Here is a 20,000-nt window from a genome sequence, read left to right on the forward strand (position 1 = left end):
GCCAGGTCATCCCTCGTCGCCCGGGACGGCTCAATCAGCAGCAATCGTGTGATCATGAGACGTTGCATTCCTTCGCCCGCGAGGTGATCTTTTGACGAAGGTGGCACTGCGTCCCTACGCACTGTTGCCTCGGCAGTACGACGAACGGAAGGTTCTGGCCTCCACGATCGATCCGTGGGGCCGGGCTCTCTGGCTCATCTGCCCCGATGCCCGTTTCCCCTACAGATGGGGCGGCCGGGACATCCCGGCACCCGCGAAGCTGCCCTTCAATGCCCTTGTCGTCCTCAGCGACCGGGGCGAGGTCCGGGAACGGACCCTGCACGGAGTGGCCGTGGAGCCGAAAGCCTTCGATGCCCTCCCGGGCGGCGGGTTCATCCTCTCCGGCAACGGAGGGCCGAACGCACCCTCCGGCCAGCTCTTCGGCCCCGACGGCCGTCCCCGGCGCCGGCTCCGCCTGGGAACCTGCCTCACGCACCTGGTCTCAGACCGCAGGGCGGGCTTCTGGACCGGGTACGCCGAGGAAGGGATATACGGCGGTGACCCCGTCAGCGCGGGCGGGCTGGTCCACTGGGACAACCAGGGCAACCGCTCAGGCGGCCTGTACCCACCGAAGCCCCACCACCAGTTGGCGGGGATCAACACCGTCAACGTCTCCGCCTCCACCGCGCGCGCCTCGTACTGGCCCGGCGCACCACTCGTCGAAACCAGGTCCAGCGGGATACTCCGCATCCACACGCTGCCGGTCTCGGACCCGTTCGGCCTCGCCGTCCGCGGGGACCGGCTGCTCCTTCTCGGAGGGAAGGAGCGGGGCACCGACACCGCTACCCGGCTGAGCACCCTCCACCAGGTCCAGTTGGCGGAGGACGGAGCTGTAGTCGTCGGCCGTCAGGAACTCGTCTTCCCGAACGGTGACCCCGTCAGGCGCTACGCCCGGCCCGTCTGCCGGGGGCCTCACATCTTCCTGCGCACCCTCCGCACGCTGCGGCAGTGGTGGGTACTGACCGCGTCATAGCCCTCGCTGCGAGGTGGCGGCGACCTGGGACCACGACGGCACGGGGTCGCCGAAAGACTGCGGAATCTCGAGCGCTGTAGTTGGCCAGTGCGGCCAACTACAGCGCTAAGTCACAGGATGCTGTTGCGACTGAGCGCTTCACGTGGCGGATGAGTACTCGAGTTGGCGGGCGTTCCATTCGGCAAGAACGCTGCGGCCTTTGGAGCGGTCGCGGTCACCCGTCCCGACCGGGGTGGTCTTCCTGTCCCGCCAGGGGGGTGGCGGCCCAGCCGTGTTCCAGCAGGGTGAACAGGTCGCGCATGGTCCGGGCCGGGTCTTCGCTCGCACGGGCGACACTGGCGGATTCCAGCGTGAAGCGCGCCAGGCCGGCGACGGCGGGGGCTTCCTGGGCCAGCCCGGTGGCCTCGGCGAGGGCGGCGGCCAGCGTTTTCTCGTGGCGCAACCACATGTGCCGGGCGTAGTCCCGCAGCGCGGGGGTGGATTCGACGAGGACGAAAGTGGGGTCGTCGGTCCGCACGGAGGTTCGGGTGCGCACCATGTGGTCGCGCAGGGCGTGCAGCACTGTTTGGCCGGGGGCTCGGTCGCGAACGGCGGCGACGAGGGCGCTCTCGATGTCCGTGTCCAGGTCGAAGACGAGAGCTTCCTTGCTGGGGAAGTGCTTGAAGAGAGTGCTCAGCGAGACGTCGGCCGCCTCCGCCACCTCGCGTACACCGACGTTGTCGAAGCCGCGCTCGGTGAACAGCTGCACTGCGGCATCCGTCAAGGCCTGCCTCGTCTGGGCCTTCTTGCGTTCGCGACGTCCTGTCGTTGTCCCGGTCATTCCGCCACCCTACCCCCTTGAGGGGATTCGATCACAAAGGCGATCGACTACAAAGTCGGAGCGATTGCACTTTTGGGGCTACTGTGCTTCTGTGAGTGGGGACGGCTGACCGGCGCCCGGCCGCCGTCACCCGGGACGTGTCCCCACACCAGAACGGCTGATCCGCCACGCCCAGAACACGGCGTCGCCACACGACACCAGCACCCTCACCGACCTTTGAACGGAGCGTGACGCTCATGTCCACCACCGCTCGTATTGCGATCGCCGGCGCCGGCCTCGGCGGCCTCATCTGCGCGCGCATCCTGCAACAGCACGGCGTACCGGTCACGGTCTTCGAGCGCGAAGCCGCCCCCCACTCCCGCTCCCAAGGCGGCACTCTCGACATCCACGAAGACACCGGCCAGGCAGCCCTGCGCGCATCCGGCCTGTTCGACCAGTTCCTCGCCCTCTCCCGGCCCGAGAGCCAGGAGTGGCGCCTGTACGACCGCCACGCGACCCTGATACGCCACGACCAGGCAGGCGAGGACGATCTGAGCAGGCCCGAGATCGACCGCGGCCAGCTGCGCGCCCTCCTGCTGGACTCCCTCGCCCCCGGCACGGTCCGCTGGGGCCACTCCGTCGAGGCCGTCACCCCCTTACCCCGTGGTACCGCCCGCCTCCGCCACCACCGAGACCGCACGGGCGAAGACTTCGACCTGGTCATCGGCGCCGACGGCGCCTGGTCCCGGGTGCGCCCCGCGCTCTCCGACGCCCAACCCACCTACTCCGGTGTCACGTTGATCGAAGCCCACTTCGACGACGTCGACCATCGTCACCCCGGAATCGCTCACCTGGTGGGTCGCGGCACCATGTCGGCCAAGGCGGGCCGCCGCAGCCTGGTGCTGCAGCGAAACAGCAACGGACACGTCCGCGCCTACATCAACTTCCGCGGCCCCCAGGACTGGCACGCCGGCCTCGACCTCACAGACACCCAAGCAGTACGCGCGCGCCTCCTCGCCCAGTACCAGGGCTGGCACGAGAGCCTGCTGGACATCCTGCGCCACAACGAGGGCGGTTTCACCAACCGGCCCATGTTCGTCCTGCCCGTTCACCACTCCTGGCAGCGCGTCCCGGGCATCACCCTGCTCGGCGACGCCGCCCACCTGATGCCACCCGTCGGCGTCGGCGCCAACCTCGCCCTGCTGGACGGCGCCGAACTCGCCCGAGCCGTCATCGACCACCCCACCATCGACCAGGCACTCGACGCCTACGAAAGCGTCATGCTGCCCCGCGCCACCGACAACGCCAAGACCGCCCAGCAGATGCTCACCACCCTCATGCCCGACACCGACTCCGACGACGCCGCCTTCCCCGACAGCCTCTGGCCGGCCAACACCCTCCCTGACTCGCGCCCCGCTCACACCGACTGAGCTCGGCCGGCAACGCACCCCCAGCCTCCGCCGACGGGACCGCTTGAGCGTTCCAGTTGGCCAGATTTGGTGTCCAGGTGGCCGAGGCAGCGGCTGAGGCGCCTTGTGCAACGGCTGAGGTGTGGCAGGAGCGCGCGGCAGACGGATCTGTTGGGTGACTCCGGTCTGGTGGGCTTCGGCGTACCTTGCCCCGGCAGCGCGGCGGGGTCGGGGCCGCCAGCGGCCTGCAGCTCACCCGGCTCGGTGGAGGGCACGGACGCCCCGGTCGCTCGCCCCCGCTGGCCGGGGGTGCGGTCACGGGTGAGCATCGAACGGTCGGAGCCGACGGAGCCCACCGGAAGGACGCCCATGAAGATCGGTTCGCTCACCGAGATCGATGCCCTGGTCCGCGACGGAAGGATCGTGATGTCGGGGGACGACAGTGCGGTCGTGGCAGCCGTGCAGGACGCGTTGAAGGCCGGCAGATCGGTGACGTTCTACCTCTCCCCCGGACAGGCCGAGGCGTTCAAGGCGTGGTACTGGAGCCCCAGACGGGTCAAGGACCGGGGCATGGAACCCGTATCGCGCGAGGAGAGGGAGAGGATCACCTCGGAGCTCGGGGTCAAGGACATCGGGCCCGCCCATTCCAACCGCATCGACTGCGAGTGCGGGGCCCAGTACGGCGCCTTCGAGTTCATCGGACAGGGCATCAAGGAGCACGGCAAGGAGTCCGTGGACGCCGTCCTGGCCTTGGAAAACGCCTACGTCCTGCGGGTGAATCCGGTGACGCCCGCGATCTGCGCCGCCTGCGGCGCACGCATCCTGGTCGGCCACGAGTACGACATGACCAACAGGTACGGATGCTGCCGCTCCGAGAATCCGGTGTGAACAGCCATGGCGCACGGCCCCGTCGACCCGCCCCGTTATCCGGTGCCGGCTCCTTGGGCTCGAAGGTACGGACTTTGCCGAGGTGGGCGCGGCCGGGGTCGGCGCGTTCGTCGTGCATGTCGGGAGCGCAGACCGTGGCAGCACGGTCCGGCCGTGCTCGGGGTGGTGGCGCACCGACCAGCCCGGGAGTGGTCGAGAGGATCAGTGGTGAAGGTGTACCAGGACGTGGGCGACTTGTGAGGGGAGGTCCTTCGGAAAGGGCCGCCCAGAAGGAGTAGGCCCACCACGATCGCGACGGAGACGAGCGCCTCTTTCGGGGTCACCAGAACGAACAACGCGATGAGCGTCCACACCAGAGCGCAGACGGCGACCGGCAGCGCGACCATAAGGACGACGCCCAGGGCAAAGACCAGCACGGTTGCCGGGATGGGCGTCCTCGTGCGGGGACCGACCCGGCGCATCAGCCGGTGGGCAGGGAAGCGCCCGTCGCGCGACATCGCAAAGACGAGGCGCGAGCACGCGACCATCACCACGATCCCTGCACAGGCACACGGAAGGCAGGGACCGATCAGTGCACCATTTTCACAATCTTGCACATATGTATCCCGTTTGACTCACGCGACCGGCCGGACGGATCTGGCTGTAGTGATCGGCCCGCAGGGGGAGCTGGCCTCGAAAGACTCGTCAAAGCTTCCGCCTCCTCGCCGGTCGTCGGACGTGACCGCTCCAGGCGAGCTCCGGACCGTCGGCGGGCGGTTTTCCGCATCTGTGCTCGGCCTCGGGGGCGGAGCACTCCCGCAGGAGCGCGGGACGGGCCGCCGCGCATAGGCGGTGACCGCGTCGTCGAGGATTTCCTGGCCGGGCTCGCAGATCGGATTTGCTTCCTCCGGCGACCCGTAGGACGCTCAGCAGCCCGGACAGGCCGGACAGCCCGTGGCCGCGCCAGTGCGACGAGCAGGCCGCAAGGGTTGTTGGTTGCATCGCAGGGCCGCGTCAAGGCCGGGGCGTGACGGGGGGCGGCGTGCGTGCGTGGGGCCGGCACGGGCCGCCAGCACCAAAGCCCTTGTGGTGACCTGTTGGAGGAACACGTGGAAAAGGCTGAACCCCAGCGGCGATCGCACTCTGACGCAGGGGGTCCGGGTGAGGGCATGGACGGTCTGCGCGAGCGCGGGTTCGTCCGCTACGACGCCGGGCGACTTGGGATCATCCCGGCCGGCTCCGCTGCGAGGGACTTGGCCAGGATCCGGGAAGTCTTCGAGGCTCTGCCGCCCGACCCGTACGCTCCGGGTACGAACAGGTTCCGCCGGTACTCCCATGCCGTGTACCTGCCGTGGAAGGACGAACTGTCCTGGATTCCCGGAACCCCCGACCCCGTACACGGTACGGTCACCGACTTCTCCCAGGGCGAGGGCGACCCTGCGTACCCGCGGACGCGGCGCGTGCTCCCCGACATCCCCGAGGCGCTGCGCGGCAACGCTCTGCTGTTGCGACTCCTGCGCTGGGACATTAAGCAGGTCCTGTCCCTGAAGGATCTGGGGAGACGGCCGCTGTGGGCCGGTGTCCACCTGATCAGGCTCGGCGTCGACCGTCCCGGCCAGGAGGCCGTCTCCTCCCCGAACTGCTTGCACCAGGACGGAGGTTCCGCCAGCACGTTCACTTTCGCCCACCTGATCAGCCGTACCAACGTCACCGGCGGGCAGAACGTCATCGCCACACCGGGCAGCGCAGGCCTCCAGCCCGAGGATCCGTGGGCCGACATCCACGCCGATTTCACCCTCACCGACCCACTGGACGGCTACGCCGTCCACGACCACAGAGTCAGTCACTACGTCGGCCCGGTCCGCGCGGGCGCCGAGCCAGGGCCGGGCGAACGGTCCATCCTCATTGTCGGCCTCGCCCCGTACGTTCCCCAGCTGTGACACCGGCACGCCCCCAGCCCGCCGGCCTTCCTACACGGGCTGGGCTGCGAATATCCGCCGCCAGGGGTAGTGGTACGGGCCGCCGCAGGACCGGCACCACACCACGTACAGCGCCGACTCCGGGCCGAACTGCGCGCTCAGCCTGGCCAGGCACTCCAGTTCCTCGATCCGTACGACCAGCCGTGGGTCCGGGCACCCGCTCACCGCTGCGGCCGCCATGGCCGGCGGGCGGTCTGGCACCTGCCTCCGGGCGGGTACGGCCGGGCACGGCCCAAGGTCTTCCAGTCCCTGATGGTGCGCGATTGCAGCGAGTGCCACCTGGAAGCAAGCGGTCGCGGCCATCCCGGGCGTCTTTCGCCGGTCGACCAGCGACGGACCGCTCGCGGTTCCCCTCAAGCGCGACCGCGGCGGCAAGCAGCCGGGGTGGACCGACGAGCGGGCGCCGGTCCGTCTGCCGCTCGCTCTCCGTCACCCTCCCGGTGAAGCCGAGGACGCACCCGCGGGTCGGCGGCTCCGGCCGTTGTCAGTGGTGGGCGGCAGGATGGATACGTACCACTGATCCGGGCTCATCACGAGGGGTTCCCATGTCCGTTGCCGTATCCGACGCCGCGTCCGTCAGCTTCCCCACCGGCTGGTGCGCCACCGACCTGGGCCGCTTCCGACCCTGCGACGCCACCTACGAGGTCTACCCCCTGGACAGCCTGCCGCCGCTGGACGCCGTGGGACTCGACGGCGGGTTCGGGTGGATGGGCGGTGGGAGCACCGGGCCGTCGGAGCACGTGGCACACCTGGCGGTCCTCGAACGGGAGCTGGCCGCGGTCGGGCTCGCGCTGCCTTCGGACTTCGCCGCGTTCTACGGCAGCGAGCGATTCTGCCGCGCCTTCGACGAGGTGTCGGTGACGGCCTGTTGGACCGATCTGTCCGCGGCGTTGCGCAGCCCGGCCGAGGAGGGCGCCCGTCTCGTGCGGTTCATGCGGGACCAGCAGGACTGCGTCATCTGGTACCTGTACCTGCGCCCCTCGGGGGAGGCGTTCGTGGTGTGCTCGCACCTGGAGCTGGAGTCCGCCGAGGCCTGGTTGGCCGGGGAGCGGGCGGATGAGTTCCGGGAGGCCGCCGCCGGCTCGCTGATACGGTGCGCCGGTTCCTTCGAGGAGTTCGCGTACCGCTTCGTCGTGGAGAACGAGCTGTGGATGCAGCTCAACTCCGCCGGCACGGAAGGGCAACTCGCTCCCCGCCTTCAGGCATACGCCGATCACTACGCGGCCGCCGTCGCCTGACCCTGCAGCAGGCGGTCAGGCGAGCGGTGTGGAGCGTTTGAGGCAGAGGTGATGATGGCGGCGGCCATGCCGTCCTGCGGGTCGAGGTCCGCAGGACGGTCGCCTGGCGGGTGGCGCCGTCGCGGGGAGGGCCTGGCAGGCCGTTGACCTCCAGGAGGTGGAGGGCCCCTTCGGGGTCGAGGCTGAAGTCGGCTCGGGCCATGTCCCGAAGGCCCAGCGCATCGAAAGCCAGGCTCGTGCGGTCGCGTGCCTGGCGGGTGGGGGTGTTCGCACCCTCTGCCGGCCGGCGGAGTACGTTGGCCGGCCCGGGTTCGGGCGGACAGGGCGTACGCCTCTCGGAAGGACCGTGCCTACCTGCGCAGACTCGGGATCCGTTGCACGGTCCCGGACAAGGCCGATCAGTCGCGCAACCGCATGCAGCAAGTTGGATCCGGTCGGCCACCAGGCCCGTCACGCGGTCGAGTGCGGTATCAACCGTCTCAAAGGGCACCGCTCGGTCGCCACCCGATACGAGAGACTCGCCGTCCGCTACGAAGCGACCGTTCTCATCGCAGCCATCAACGAGGTGTTGTGCCCGCTTCGTTTCGCCTGGGCGGGTTGCGGGTGGCGAGCAGTTCCAGCACAAGTTCCACGATGAGATCGGGCCGTCCCACGAACGGGGAGTGGCCCGTCTGCCACTCGCGCACGTCGGTGCAGCGCGAGGCCATCCTCCGCTGGAGGCCCGGGGCGATGGCCCGGTCCCGTGCACAGACGACGTAGGTGGAGGGAGTGTCCTTCCAGCTATGGCGCTCCGGGACTCCTCGTCCGCAACCAGGAGCTTGCGTGCGCAGCAGGCCAACCGCCCGGGCGGCGAGGGGTTCGGGGCCGTCGCCGAAGAGGGTGTCGATGGCCCGGCCGGGGTGCAGACTGGTCGAGCCGTCGGGCTCGGGGACTATCGCGTCCCGGAGCTGCGGGGACGCACCACCCAGACCAGCCGCGCTCTCGCCGACGTCCGGCACGAAGGCAGCCAGGTAGACCAGGTGCCCCGCTCCGCGCACCCCTGTGATCACGGACCCTCCGTAGGAGTGACCGAGCACGATCGGGGGCGCTGGCAGTACCTCGATGGCGGCCTGGACGGCGGCTGTGTCAGCGGACAATGAGCCCCGGTGGAGTTCAGGAACGACAACCTCCATTCCCGCGGTCCGCAATCGCTCCGCCAGCTCGGCGAAGTGCTCGGGACGGTGATACAAGCCGTGAACGAGCACCACAGCGGCCAACTCGCCCGCCTCCTCAGATAGACACCAGGCCAATGAGCCTAGATCCGCGCCAGGCCGGTGTCGGTGCCGAGACCGGCAGGCGGGTCCCCGCACCCGCGGTTCAGTGCTCGCAGAGGGAGAACTCCCTCTCGTAGAGCTGCTCGTTGTGTTCGTCGACGAAGAACTTCCTTTCCTTCATGAGTTCCTCGCGGTACGTCCTGGCCTGCTCGAGCGTCATGGTCGATGTGTCGGACCAGGGCTGCTGCGGCGGTACGTCGGAGGTCGAGACGATCTGCTCCGCCGGGTCGGCCAGGAAGAACGCGAGGATCTTGCGGTGTCCCGGGCGGGTGGGGTCCGCGAGGCGGAACGTGTCCACGCGGTGCTGCAGGACGTTGGGGAACGCCAGGCAGCGGCCCGACGGGGTGGGTACCGAGCCCAGCACCTGGTTCAGCGCGTCTTCGTCCTGAAGGCCATAGACCTCGCGCAGCCCGGCGTCGTCGTTCTGTTCATAGTTCGGGTCGTCGAGTGCGGTCCGGAAGCCGAGCCGGCTCTCGGTGATGTTCTCGCTGTCCCAGTAGTAGATGCCGGTCGAGACGATCCGCTCGTTCAGCATGCCCTCGACGTGCCAGGAACCGCCGGGATATTCGGGCTTGTCCGGGGTGAGGTGAACGGTGGCGAGCTTGACGATGATCTGGAGCCGGCGCCCGCGCAGGTCGACCCTGGCGGAGGTGCCGGGCAGTACAGGCGCGCTGAAGGCCGGGGCGTCCGGGACGATCGGGCGGCGGTTCTCCCACCAGGCCTCATAGGCCTCTTCCCAGGCAGCGCGGGCATTCATGTAGGTCGCGTTGTCGCTGTAGGACGACTGGCGCGGATACTCCGGTTCCGAGTCGTACCAGCCGTAGGGATCGGCCTCGATCCGCAGGGGCCGCGGGTGCCGCAGATCGGTGAGCACGTTCTCGAACAGCGGGCGCAGGCGCGCGAACACGTCCGGCAGGACGGACGCCAGTTCACGATGCGCCTCGGGGTGGACGTTGTTGACGTACGAGCGGAAGGTGACGGCCCCGTCGTCACTGACGTCGACGTCCGTGGGCAGCCACTGGAACCTCTCCGAGAACTCGTACTTCGAGTAGTGGTTCGTCGGGTTGTCCCAGGCTCGCTCGGGCCCTCCGCTCACCTCCCTCACCAGGCAGAACAGTGAGGGGTGCACGAGGTCCAACACCTGGCCGTCAGACCCGGGATGCCAGTCCCGCTCTGCTTCGGGGACCTCTTCCAGGACCCGGACCGCCTTACGCAACCGGGACCTGAGCTGCTCGTCGACGAGGGTGTCCGACTGCCAGACCCCGTCGACCGCGGACACCTCGATGCCAGTGCGCGCGTCCCGCAACTCGGCGTAGTGGCCCAGCTCGGCGAGAACGTAGCGCACCTGTGCTTCGGTCAGGCCCTGCGCCACCGCTTCACGCGTCCACCTGGCAACGATGTCGGCGTCGTTCATCTTGTCGAACCACACGGGCTTGGCGCGCAGGTGCGAGCTGCACTGCATCATCTGTAGCTCCCGCAGCGTCCGAGGCGTCGCGAACGCCGGGGAACGGGAGGTCTGGAAAGGCAGCGGGAAGGCGGACAGGCCGGTCACTTCTGGTGGTCCTCACGATCGGTGTGCGGTGCCCGGAAGAATAGCCCGGCCCACTGACATCACAGCCGCGGCCCCCGAGCTGGGATGACCATCGCGGTCGCCCCGCCCCGGGGGGGCGGACACCGTGGAATGTCCGGCCCCGGGACCGCGCCAGGCGGTTCCCCGGCGGCTCGCCGCCCGACCAGCGCCGCGCCCGGCCACCCGCGCGCGGCGATCAGCTTCCGCAGCCGTTCGCCTCTCAGCCGTCCCCGCCCCGAACGCGGAAGAGAGCGGCCGGCGGGATCACCCGGGCGGGCGGCCAGATTTGCCGCAGAAACGACACTCCAGAGCGTCGGCTGCTGCGAAGTTCCGGCACAGGAGCGGCTTTGTGGCGTTGGCTGATGGCGCGGGGCGGGGTCAGGGGTGGAGGTAGCGCCGCCCGCGCACCCAGGTGCACCTCGTCCGGCGGGAAGCGGGCGGCGCCCCGGGAACCAGACCGCTGGGGTCCGGTTTCCGGGGCGCCTTGTCGTACGGGTCCTGCTGGCGGATCAGTTCATCTGGTAGCCGCCGAAGATGTCCACCACGAGGTCGATGTCGTCCCAGCCGCGGTTCCAGAAGTCGATGATGCCGTTGTTGCCCATCCCGGCCTGGACCAGGTTCGGGACGGTCTCGGTCCGCTTCCAGTTCAGGTTGGAGGAGTTGGGCGGGGTGGGCCAGCTGTCCAAGCCGGCCTTGTAGGCGTTCAGCGTGTTGGGGTCCGGGGAGACCGTGAGGTGCCCGTCGCCCCGGGTGTTGGTGACCGTGGTGTTCAGCACGTAGGCCGTGTTGGAGGGCTGCTGGGTGGACAGCGGCATGTAGATGTACCCCTGGCCCTCCAGCGGGCCCGACGACCAGTTCGAGCTGTCACGGGTGTCGAGCAGACGCTCCGGGACGAAGGGCATGTAGGCGCCCCGGCTGCCGACGCGGTAGTAGCCGACGACGTCGACGATGACGTCGGTGCCGTTCCAGGCGCCGTTGCGGAAGTTGACCGAGCCGTCGGGGCCGACCGGCACGATCACCGAGTTGGCGACGGTCTGGCCGGCGCGGAAGTTCACGTTGGACGTGATCGGAACAGCGCCCCCGCTGGGGAACACGGTCAGGTGGCCGTCCTCGCGAGGGTTCGTGACGGTCACGTTCAGTGCGACCGCGGTGGCGTCGTCCGGGATGCCGTCCCTGCCGGTGAACTTGGTGCCGAAAGTGGCCTGCCCGCGGACCTGACCCTGGGCGGTACCGGTGCCGTTGCGGGTGTCGACGAAGCGCGACGGGTTCAGCGGGGTGTAGCCGCTGGAGGTGGTCCGGGTGAAGTAGCCGGTGATGTCGGCAATCAGGTCGATCGACTCCCAGCCGCCGTTGTACAGGTCGACGTAGCCGTTCTTGGCGACCGGCACAATCACCAGGTTCGGGACGGTCTGTCCCTTGGCGAAGTTGACGTTCGACGTGATCGGACGCTCGCTGCCCTCGGGCCAGACCGTCACGTGGCCGCCGCTGGTGGTGTTCGTGGCGGTGACGTTGAGCACCACGGCCGTGACCCCCGCAGGGATGTCACCGTTGCCGGAGATCTTCACTCGGGTGGTGCCGTACGCGGGGACCTTGGCCTTCGGCCCGCCCGTGCCGTTACGGGTGTCCAGGAGCCGAGTGGGTGCGTACGGCGTGAAGTCGGAACCCGGAGTGACGACGGCGAGCGTGTTGGTGCCCCGCACGCCCGAAGCGTCCTTCAGAGTGACCTTGATCGTGTAAGAGCCGATCTCCGAATAGGAGTGGGCCACGGTCTGGTTGGTGGGGCCGTAAGTGTCGAACACGTCGGTGCTGCCCTCACCCCACTCGATGTAGGCCGAGATCTGGGCGTCCGGGTCGATGCTGACGGCGAGGTCCAGGCTGATCCCACGGGCGCTGGTGCCCTTGGCGGTCAGGCCGACCGTCGGCTCCGCGGCGACAGACCCCTGCGCCTGGGCCTGGGCCTGGGCCTTGCCCTTGCCGGCAGGCCTGACCGTGCGCTCGGCCGGGCTCGTGAAGGTGCTGAAGTTCGACGCCGCAGCCTTGCCGAGATCCACGTCCGGTGCGCTCACCCCGTGCGCGTCGGACTTGGCCGGATCGTCGGCCTGGGCTATACCGGGCACGAGACCTACACCAGCCGCGACGACGGCGGCGGACACTACGAGTCGGCGATTACGCACCGGCCCCCCAATTTTCTGTTAATCCTTGAACAGGTTCGAAAGCTCACCCAGAGTACACAGGCAACGGCCGATCAATCTTCGTCGACGTCGGCACGCTCCCGGCCGGGCCCAGGTGTCGGCGGCCGAGCGCGGCGAGGGCACCAGAACCGGGACCGCCGGCGCGGCCAGGACATCGAAGCCCGACTGCGCCGCGGAGGCTTCGGCACAGGCCTGGGCGGCGGCCTCCTGCTCCTCGCAGCGCGGGCAGTCCCGGCCTCTTCCGCGAGCCTGACGGCTACCTGCGCCTAGGCCTGGCCTTCGGATCACGCCGCAGGCCCGGCGTAATCCGGACTTCGGCGGTTCCGGACGGTGTCAAGCCCCGAGATCCCGGTGCGTGACCCCGCGGGGCGGCTTCGATCTACTGGAAGCGAGGACGGGGCGCCACGGGGCGCCCCTTCGAACCAGTGGAAGGCAGAACCATGACGTGCAAGACCCGGAGGAACACCGTCCGCCTGAGCATCGCGGCGATCGTGGTGTCGGCCGCGGCGGCCACGGGAGGTCTGGCCCTCACCGCCACGACGGCGACGGCGGCTCCCACGGCCGGCTTCAGCACGGCCCTGGTCGCGGACGACCCCGTCGAGGACACCGGGCCCGGCGCGGACACCGACCCGGACGGGGACGTCGACACCGACGTGACCGTCCGTCCCGAGACGATCCTCGAGGACGGCATCAAGGGGCCCGAGCCGGAGGACCCCGACTGGGTCGACACGGACGCGACCGTCACCGCGGACGGGATTCTCGAGGACGGCATCAACCCCCCTCAAGGGGACCCCAACCCCGACGGCGAGTTCGACCCCGACTACGGAACCCCCACCACCCCGGGAGGGGACAGCAACCCCGACGGCGAGTTCGACGCCGACGACGGCACGCCTTAGGCCGCCCCTTTCGGATCACCTCGCTGACCAGATGAAGATGGCGGCGAGGTGGAGTCCGGCGAGGTAGATGGTGGCGGTTTTGTCGTATCGAGTGGCCAGGCCGCGCCATTGCTTGAGCTTGTTGATGCAGCGTTCGACGCTGTTCCGCTGCTTGTAGACCTCGCGGTCGAAGGCCGGCGGTCGGCCGCCGACCCGGCCGAGCCGCTTGCGATTGGCGGCCTGGTCCGCGGGCTGCGGGATCACCGCCCGGATCCCGCGTCGCCGCAGGTGGCGGCGGATCGCCCGGGACGAGTAGGCCTTATCGGCCAGGACCACGTCCGGCGTGATCCTAGGACGGCCAATCCGCCGGGGCACCCGTAAGCGGGTCATGACCTGCTCGAATGCGGGTGCGTCCCCGGCCTGGCCCGGCGTGAGCACGAAGGCCAGCGGCCTGCAGCGACTGTCAGCTGCGAGGTGGATCTTGGTGGTCAGTCCGCCGCGGGATCGCCCGAGGGCATGGTCGGCCGGCTCGCCAGCCGGGGCCCCTTTTGACGAGCCCCGGCGGCGTGCTGATGGCATGGACGATCGTGGAGTCGACCGCGACGATCCAGTCGAGGTCGCCTTCGGCGTCGGCCTGGGCGAGCAGGGCGGTGAAGACCTTCTCCCAGGTGCCATCCGCGGCCCACATCCGAAGCCGGTTGTGGGCACCCTTCCACGAACCGAAGTGCTCGGGCAGGTCCATCCACGGCGTGCCCGTGCGGTACTTGAAAGCGATCGCGTCGATCACCTGCCGGTGATCGCGCCACTGCCCGCCCCGCTTCGGCGTCCGGTCCGGCAGCGGCGGCTCGATGCGTGCCCACTGGGCGTCAGTCAACGACACACATCAACCAACGACCGATGATCTGAAGGAAACGGCCTAGCCGCACTCCTGGTGATCCGGGGCAGCTGCGATGAACCTGGAACTGTCGCACCGAGACGATCTGATCGCCCCCGCGCCGAAACGGGCCCGGAGGTCTTCCACCTCGCGAAGTGGAGCGACCGGGCCAAACGGATCTGCTCCGCCTGCCCCAGAGGCACCGCCTACAAAACCAGCGCCCGTCAGAACAGGCTCTGGGGCATCTGGGGCGGAGAAGCGAACGACGGGCGAGTGGCCGCCGGTTTCATCCCGACTGGGTGGGCAAAGCGACCGCAAGCCTCCGAGAACACGAAGTGGCGGGCCCCGCTCGAAATCCACCGTCCACCAGCACACCCCACTCCCCTGCCCACGGGCCGGCCGGATCCCGGGCGCGGACGCGTGAGGCCGCCGCTGTCACGCAAGCCCGGCTCGCGATCGCGTTGAAGTCGATACCGCAGGCGGTGAAGAACCAGAAGAACGGCCGCCAGGCGATCCTTCCCCTCCGTGTGAAAGAGCCCCGACCAGCCGGGGGGGGTGGGCTGGCCGGGGCCTGCCCCGGCCAGCGGGGGGGGTGCCGGCCGGGGGCATGCGGGGCGGAGCCGCAAGGGCAGTCGCTTCACAGCGGATCCCCCGACTCCAGCCGAACGATCCTCGCAGGCGAACACCCACCAGACCTGCCGGACACGCATCCTGGCGGAAACTCTGCGTACGGACTGCTTCCCTGGCCGGTGAAGAGCGGGGCGCTCCTCCGGTCTCCCACCCGCGCCCTTGTCCGGACAGACCGTGTCGCCCCGGCCGCTCCGCCGCCGGCCGCAGTGCGTCCGCGCTCAGCAGGCCGTCGGGACTCGGATCGGTGAGGCTGATCCGATCAGCCATCCCTTGCCCTAGGGGTCATCGTTGACCAGACCGGGCCTGGTAACCACCGGCCGCTTCGTGCGGTGGGGCCGTGCTCTGCACCGGACGTTGAATGCCAGGATTAGGGGATGGTGAAGAGGACCTTGTCGTCGTCCGATGAGGGGTCCGCCCGCTTGAGCTTGGCCCTGACGCTCGCTCCGAGCAGGAGGCTCTGGCCGTTGGTCGAGGTGACCTTGGCCATCACCGCGGGGTCGGCCAGGTACACCTTGCCCTTGTGCGGATCATCCCGCTCCGCGTCGGTGTCGATGACCGCAGCGTCGAACACCTCGCCCACCCGGTGCATCAGCACCGCGGCCTCGGCCAGGTCCACGGTCTGCCGGTCCGCGACACCCGCCTTCCCCCGTGCCATGTCGCACGGCAGGCAGTGCAGGGCATCGAGCACCCACTTCGGCGGGGGTTTGTCCGCGCACGCTGCCACGCACAGCTCACCGGTGTAGCGGTCGACCAGGCGGCGCAGCGGAGCCGTGCAGTGGGTGTACGGGGCCGCGATCGTCGCGTGCGTCGTGTGTTCCGGCGTCTGGTGGTCGCGGAAGACGGTGTACTCCGCCTTGAGCATCGTGGTGGCGGCCTCGGTGAGGAAGGCCATGTGCTTCTGATTCTTCGGATCGAGCTTGCGGACCAGCGCGGCATACGAGACACCGGAGTCCCAGACGATGCCCAGGCACTTTGCGATCTCGTGGAGGCGACTGACCACGTGCTCGTCGGTCTGTTCCTTCTGGGTCCGCAGGATCCCCGTACCGCTGTCGAGCATGATCTGGGCCGCGGCCATTCCGGTCATGAGGGAGATCTGCTCGTTCCAGCCCTCCACCGGCAGCGTCGCCACGTAGCTCAGCCGGAACGATCCGTCTTCGAAGGTGACCTCCTGATCCGGCAGGTTCACCGAGATGCCCCCGCGCGTGATCTCGACGGTCTCCCGCAGCTTGCCGATCTCGCGCAGCAGTGCGACGGACTCCTCGGCCGTGCCGTCCTCGATGGACTGCTGAACGCCCTGGTAGCTGAGTTTGGCCCGGCTGCGGACCATGGCCCGACTCACGGACGATGCGGTCACGTTGCCGTCGGCGTCGAGGTCGTGCTGCCACAGGAGGGCCGGGCGATCCTTGTCCGGCAGCAGGCTGGCCGCGTCCTCGGAGAGCACGGGCGGGTGCAGGGACACCTTGAGGTCGGGGAAGTAGAGGGTCTCGATCCGGTCATGCGCTTCGGCGTCCAGGGGGCTGCCCGGCCTGACGAACTCGGCCACGTCGGCGATGGCGTAGTACACGCGGAAGCCGCCGCCGGGCCGGCGCTCCAGGTGCATGGCCTGGTCGAGGTCCTTGGAGGTCGGGGGGTCGATCGTGAAGAACGGCAGGTGGGTGGCGTCCTTGTGGTGCGGATGCGGTTGGGCCGCTGCCTTGTCGGCCGCTTTGAGTACGCGCTTGGGGAAGACGAGAGGGACCTTCAGCTCCGCACGGAGCTCCACCAGCGCGGAACGCAGGCTGTCCAGGGCCTCGTCAGACATGTGCATCGGTCGGCGTCGCATGCCCCGAGCGTAGGGCGACGGTCACGGACCGGCGCGGCGAGCGGGTCCGGGTGGCGGAGCGGCCGGTACGGACCGGGGGTGGCGGTGGGCGCCCGGGAAGGGGGCATCGCCCAGGTTCTGTCCGCCGGATCATTACGGAAGCACAGCGCGCCCGGACGGCAGCGCACACGCGCTCCCAGGGGCGGCGTCCGGGTCCACGCGCGGGCGGGCACACTGCTGCCCTGCGTGCAGCAGGCGCCGCCCTTGATGTGCTCCTCCGTCGCCAGGCCTGCACCGTGCCACCCGCCTTTCACCACCGCAGCACGCCCCTTCCCCGACGCCCGTCACCTCCCGCGTCCCGCCCCCTTGCCAGGCGCGGCCTGCTGTCAGTGGGCGGCTATGGCAGCCTCGACCGGGACGCGGATGCGGGCGACATGGATGACAACGTTGTCAGGGAGTGGACGGCCGCTTCCCCGGATGCCTGCTTCCAACCGCCGCCTCCCCATTCACAGGTCTGTTGTCAAGTCCCGAAATGCAGTGCCGTGACGCGAGTCGGCAGCTAGGGCGGAATTGAGGCATGGAGTCACACGAAGGTGGGGCGCCCGCTGAGGTACGGAGTGAGTCAGATGCTGAATCATCTTGAGTTGCCTTCGAGAGGCGTCGCCAAACCAGCCGCCCGGTGTCACCCGAGGGGCTTCCGGGCCGCGCTGCGATGGCTGATCATCGCCCTCATCGCCTTCACGATCTGCATTTGCACTCTCGCGGCGTGGTGGTTCATCCCCGACAAGGACAGCGGCTCCGTATTCCTCCAGCCGGCCTCAGAATCTGGCCGCGATCCATTCACTGAAAGTACTGCCGATAGCGCCGATCCACACCTGAGCGGTGGGACCGATTCGGGTTCGGACGCCGGCGCCGGGGCAGACGGCGGACCGACCCCGACCGACCTTGGTGGAACGTTGCCGGGTTCGGACGCCGGCACCAGGGCAGACGGCGGACCGACCCCGACCGACCTCGGTGGGACGTTGCCTCTCGTGATCGCCGGTGTGTCAGGCGTCGGAGGCCTGCTCAGTGGCGCCGCAGCAATGATCACCGTGTGGAAAGGCGCCCGCCCCGGGCGGAGGCGGCACGCTGTGCACTGCAGGCATTCGTGGCATGCCGCGGAGCACCACCTTCGTGGCCGAGCTCCCAACCATCGGCGATAGGTTGTCGACTGTGCGCGGCTCGTCGCAGGAATGATCGCGCTCTGCGCACCGGGCCGGGGCCGGCCGGTCAGGGCTGTCCGGAAGTGGCGTCGAGCAGGGGCCACCGGATCGCCCTCGTACCCGAAGACAAGACAGGCCGCCGCCACCGGCCCCGGGAGAGCTCCACGAGCCGGGCCAGGGCCGTCGCGTCGGACGGCAGTCCGGCCGGGTCGAGACCGAGCGCCCGGGCCTCGCGCTCGAGTCGCCGACCGAGGTCAGGCACCGTGATCCCGGTACGTGTCGGCGACCAGCTCCAGCACCGGCGGCGCGCGCAGCGCGGCCAACGGCGCGTCCGCGGCCGTGCCGGTCAGCTGTCCAGCCATCTCGACCAGGACCGCGGCCAGCGGCACGGCCGCATCGCGGACAACGGACAGGTGCGAGTTCCGGTCCGTGAGCGGTCCCGCGAGGTCGGCGTCCGCTTCATACAGGGGTTTGGTCGTTCCGCACGCGCACACCGCCCGGAAGGCCTCCGCGCACGGCGGGCCCGGCCGCCGTAGGCCGAAAGTTGTCCGCTGCGGCTCAGTTGACGGTGACCGTGTAGGTGATGCGCTCGGGCGCCTGGGAGGGGGTGGTGGCCCCCGTGGCCGGGGTGGCGGAGGGCCCGGTTGTCTCGGGGGGCACGGTGGAGGTGTTGCCCTGGCAGGTGGTGAAGGTGCAGTGCAGCAGCGTGAAGCTGGTGGTTCCCTTGCCCTTGGCCTCGAAGGTGAAGGTGAGCCGACCGCCGGCACCGGCCACCGCTTCGTCGCCGGAGTCCGACGCGTAGACATGGCCGCGGCTGACCAGCACGGAGCTGTCGGGCTCGGGGTCGACCAGGTACCAGTACTCGCGGGTGGAGGCGTTCTGGCCGACGGTAAGCGTGAAGCGCTCGCCTCGCTCGGCAGTGATGCTGGTGTCCTTCACCGGGCGGCTCGTGGAGCCGCCGGCTGATTCATCGGAGCCGGAACCGGAGCCGGAGCCGCAGCCCGTGGCGAGAGCGAGGAGCGCGGCCGCGGCGATCGCCGCACCGCCCCTGCCGCCGCGGAAGACATTCGCTGTACGCGTTGGGGAGATCACTGTTGCAAGCCTTGCCCATGTAGCCGTTGATGAAGTCGCCCTCGCTGACCCAAGTGGTCGAGCCCCAGGGGTTGTACACCTGAAGCATGTCACCGTCCTGGGCGATGATGGTCATCGCGTGGGCGTCCTCCTCACCCGAGACGTCCACAGGGACCGGGTGCCCCTGGGCCACCGGCTTCACGACTTCCGCGGCTGCGGCGCTCCCCCGGCATGCAGGAGCTTGACCTCCAGCCCGGTCAGGCCCGTGCGGGCTTCGGCCTGGTCGACGCCGGGACCGCTGACAGAGACCCCGCGCTCGCGCCGCAGGCCGACGACGACCGCGGCCAGGTGGGTGCCGACGGGCCTCGGCGCGTAGCCCTTCCCGTTCTGCTGACCCTCGCGCAGCATCCAGGCCACGAAAGTGACCAGGGCGCCGCGGGAGCCCTCCAGTTACCGCGCTGGCAGAGTTGCACGTGGCGGCCTGAAGGGTATGCGCGGCCGCCGCCGACACCCACGCACTGGAGACTCGATGGACCGTCGTACCTTGAGCGCCGCACTCAACGTCCCGCTTCCGCCCGAAGCGGCCTTCCGGCTCTTCACCGCCCGGGGTGAGCGCGACTGGGTGCCGGGCTGGGAACCCGTTTTCCCGGTCGAGACGCCGGACGACACCGCGCCGGGAACCGTCTGGCTCACCGCGTCCCACGAAGAGGAGACGACATGGCTGGTTGTCTCCCGAGACTTCCCCTGGTCGGTCTCCTACGCCCGGATCACCCCGGGCGTCCGGGCCGGGACGGTCACCGTCACCCTGGCAGCGACCGGGGTCGGCAGCGAGGTGACGGTCACCTACGACATGACGCCCCTCACCCCGGCCGCGGCCAAGGCTCTCGACGAGTTCGCCGCCGAGTACCCGTCCTTCATCCGCTCCTGGGAAGAACTCATCACCGCCCACCTGGCGTGAACACCAGCCGTCCCCCGGGGAGATCGCCGACGTTCATCGGGCGCTCCAGGCGTTCCACCGTTCGCAACGCCTCCTGAAACATGAGGCGTTGCAGGTGGACGTTCCGCGGCGCCGTGTTCCGTAAGCGACCACCTAGGGAACGGGTGACCGGACTCGCCAGGCGCACCAACAACAGCCGGAGTACCGGAGTGCCGGAAAGCCGGCGTGCCC

The 20,000-nt window shown here is 69.5% G+C and carries 19 protein-coding genes and 1 pseudogene; 7 read left to right on the forward strand and 13 right to left on the reverse strand.

All coding sequences use genetic code 11. The features are described 5' to 3' along the window. Positions 1–91 precede the first annotated feature (91 nt). The gene (locus OG472_RS04730; protein ID WP_405940967.1) at positions 92–1,012 is read left to right on the forward strand and encodes a hypothetical protein; all 921 of its coding nucleotides are present in this window, start codon (positions 92–94) and stop codon (positions 1,010–1,012) included. Between the two features lie 214 nt (positions 1,013–1,226). On the opposite strand, the gene OG472_RS04735 is transcribed toward OG472_RS04730, so the two are convergent. Next, positions 1,227–1,832: a TetR/AcrR family transcriptional regulator gene (locus tag OG472_RS04735; protein WP_401602965.1), complete on the reverse strand. Its 606-nt coding sequence runs from the start codon at positions 1,830–1,832 to the stop codon at positions 1,227–1,229. A gap of 236 nt (positions 1,833–2,068) precedes the next feature. Between OG472_RS04735 and OG472_RS04740 the strand changes: the two genes are divergently transcribed. Both OG472_RS04740 and OG472_RS04745 read left to right on the forward strand, forming a co-directional pair. Continuing rightward, the gene (locus tag OG472_RS04740; protein WP_405827969.1) at positions 2,069–3,241 is read left to right on the forward strand and encodes an FAD-dependent oxidoreductase; all 1,173 of its coding nucleotides are present in this window, start codon (positions 2,069–2,071) and stop codon (positions 3,239–3,241) included. 348 nt (positions 3,242–3,589) lie between these two features. Next, complete coding sequence (locus tag OG472_RS04745; protein WP_401602969.1) at positions 3,590–4,108, forward strand: hypothetical protein; 519 nt, start codon at positions 3,590–3,592, stop codon at positions 4,106–4,108. Positions 4,109–4,143: 35 nt separating this feature from the next. Here OG472_RS04745 and OG472_RS04750 read toward each other — a convergent pair whose 3' ends face one another. Continuing rightward, the gene (locus tag OG472_RS04750; RefSeq protein ID WP_405827971.1) at positions 4,144–4,704 is read right to left on the reverse strand and encodes an amino acid permease; all 561 of its coding nucleotides are present in this window, start codon (positions 4,702–4,704) and stop codon (positions 4,144–4,146) included. 552 nt (positions 4,705–5,256) lie between these two features. Between OG472_RS04750 and OG472_RS04755 the strand changes: the two genes are divergently transcribed. Further along, positions 5,257–6,027, forward strand: a complete 771-nt coding sequence (locus OG472_RS04755) for a 2OG-Fe dioxygenase family protein (RefSeq protein ID WP_405940968.1) — start codon at positions 5,257–5,259, stop codon at positions 6,025–6,027. Between the two features lie 30 nt (positions 6,028–6,057). On the opposite strand, the gene OG472_RS04760 is transcribed toward OG472_RS04755, so the two are convergent. Beyond that, positions 6,058–6,267 carry a hypothetical protein gene (locus tag OG472_RS04760; protein ID WP_405940969.1) on the reverse strand — a complete coding sequence of 70 codons (210 nt, stop codon included), beginning with the start codon at positions 6,265–6,267 and terminating at the stop codon, positions 6,058–6,060. Between the two features lie 344 nt (positions 6,268–6,611). Here OG472_RS04760 and OG472_RS04765 point away from each other — a divergent pair, with 344 nt between their 5' ends. Next, the gene (locus tag OG472_RS04765) at positions 6,612–7,304 is read left to right on the forward strand and encodes a hypothetical protein (RefSeq protein WP_405940970.1); all 693 of its coding nucleotides are present in this window, start codon (positions 6,612–6,614) and stop codon (positions 7,302–7,304) included. Here OG472_RS04765 and OG472_RS04770 read toward each other — a convergent pair. From OG472_RS04770 to OG472_RS04785, 4 genes are all read right to left on the reverse strand, one after another. Further along, positions 7,225–7,794, reverse strand: a complete 570-nt coding sequence (locus OG472_RS04770; protein WP_405827977.1) for a hypothetical protein — start codon at positions 7,792–7,794, stop codon at positions 7,225–7,227. The genes OG472_RS04765 and OG472_RS04770 overlap by 80 nt on opposite strands. Positions 7,795–7,861: 67 nt before the next feature. Further along, positions 7,862–8,560, reverse strand: coding sequence for an alpha/beta hydrolase (locus OG472_RS04775; protein WP_405940971.1), 699 nt, complete (start codon positions 8,558–8,560; stop codon positions 7,862–7,864). Between the two features lie 100 nt (positions 8,561–8,660). Further along, the gene (locus OG472_RS04780; RefSeq protein ID WP_405940972.1) at positions 8,661–10,169 is read right to left on the reverse strand and encodes a DUF4246 domain-containing protein; all 1,509 of its coding nucleotides are present in this window, start codon (positions 10,167–10,169) and stop codon (positions 8,661–8,663) included. Between the two features lie 527 nt (positions 10,170–10,696). Continuing rightward, a complete protein-coding gene (locus OG472_RS04785) occupies positions 10,697–12,304 on the reverse strand; it encodes a hypothetical protein (RefSeq protein WP_405940973.1) in 1,608 nt (535 codons plus the stop codon). A gap of 515 nt (positions 12,305–12,819) precedes the next feature. On the opposite strand from OG472_RS04785, the gene OG472_RS04790 reads away from it, so the two are divergent. Further along, complete coding sequence (locus tag OG472_RS04790; RefSeq protein ID WP_401602982.1) at positions 12,820–13,275, forward strand: hypothetical protein; 456 nt, start codon at positions 12,820–12,822, stop codon at positions 13,273–13,275. A 15-nt stretch (positions 13,276–13,290) separates the two neighbouring features. Here the strand turns inward: OG472_RS04790 and OG472_RS04795 are convergent. The 6 genes and pseudogenes from OG472_RS04795 to OG472_RS04820 form a co-directional block, all read right to left on the reverse strand. Continuing rightward, a pseudogene (locus OG472_RS04795) lies at positions 13,291–14,134 on the reverse strand (IS5 family transposase). A 991-nt stretch (positions 14,135–15,125) separates the two neighbouring features. Beyond that, the gene (locus OG472_RS04800) at positions 15,126–16,580 is read right to left on the reverse strand and encodes a ribonuclease catalytic domain-containing protein (protein WP_401602986.1); all 1,455 of its coding nucleotides are present in this window, start codon (positions 16,578–16,580) and stop codon (positions 15,126–15,128) included. A gap of 1,435 nt (positions 16,581–18,015) precedes the next feature. Then, positions 18,016–18,255 carry a hypothetical protein gene (locus tag OG472_RS04805; RefSeq protein WP_405827990.1) on the reverse strand — a complete coding sequence of 80 codons (240 nt, stop codon included), beginning with the start codon at positions 18,253–18,255 and terminating at the stop codon, positions 18,016–18,018. Between the two features lie 64 nt (positions 18,256–18,319). Beyond that, complete coding sequence (locus tag OG472_RS04810; protein ID WP_405827992.1) at positions 18,320–18,700, reverse strand: protease inhibitor I42 family protein; 381 nt, start codon at positions 18,698–18,700, stop codon at positions 18,320–18,322. Between the two features lie 28 nt (positions 18,701–18,728). Next, a complete protein-coding gene (locus OG472_RS04815; RefSeq protein ID WP_405940974.1) occupies positions 18,729–18,968 on the reverse strand; it encodes a hypothetical protein in 240 nt (79 codons plus the stop codon). A 62-nt stretch (positions 18,969–19,030) separates the two neighbouring features. Continuing rightward, positions 19,031–19,240 (reverse strand): hypothetical protein, encoded by a 210-nt coding sequence (locus OG472_RS04820; RefSeq protein WP_401602992.1) that lies wholly within the window; start codon positions 19,238–19,240, stop codon positions 19,031–19,033. A 136-nt stretch (positions 19,241–19,376) separates the two neighbouring features. Between OG472_RS04820 and OG472_RS04825 the strand changes: the two genes are divergently transcribed. Then, positions 19,377–19,790: a hypothetical protein gene (locus OG472_RS04825; protein WP_401602994.1), complete on the forward strand. Its 414-nt coding sequence runs from the start codon at positions 19,377–19,379 to the stop codon at positions 19,788–19,790. The last annotated feature ends 210 nt before the right edge of the window (positions 19,791–20,000 follow it).

The organism is Streptomyces sp. NBC_00207 (genome assembly GCF_045160965.1).
Taxonomy (GTDB): domain Bacteria; phylum Actinomycetota; class Actinomycetes; order Streptomycetales; family Streptomycetaceae; genus Streptomyces.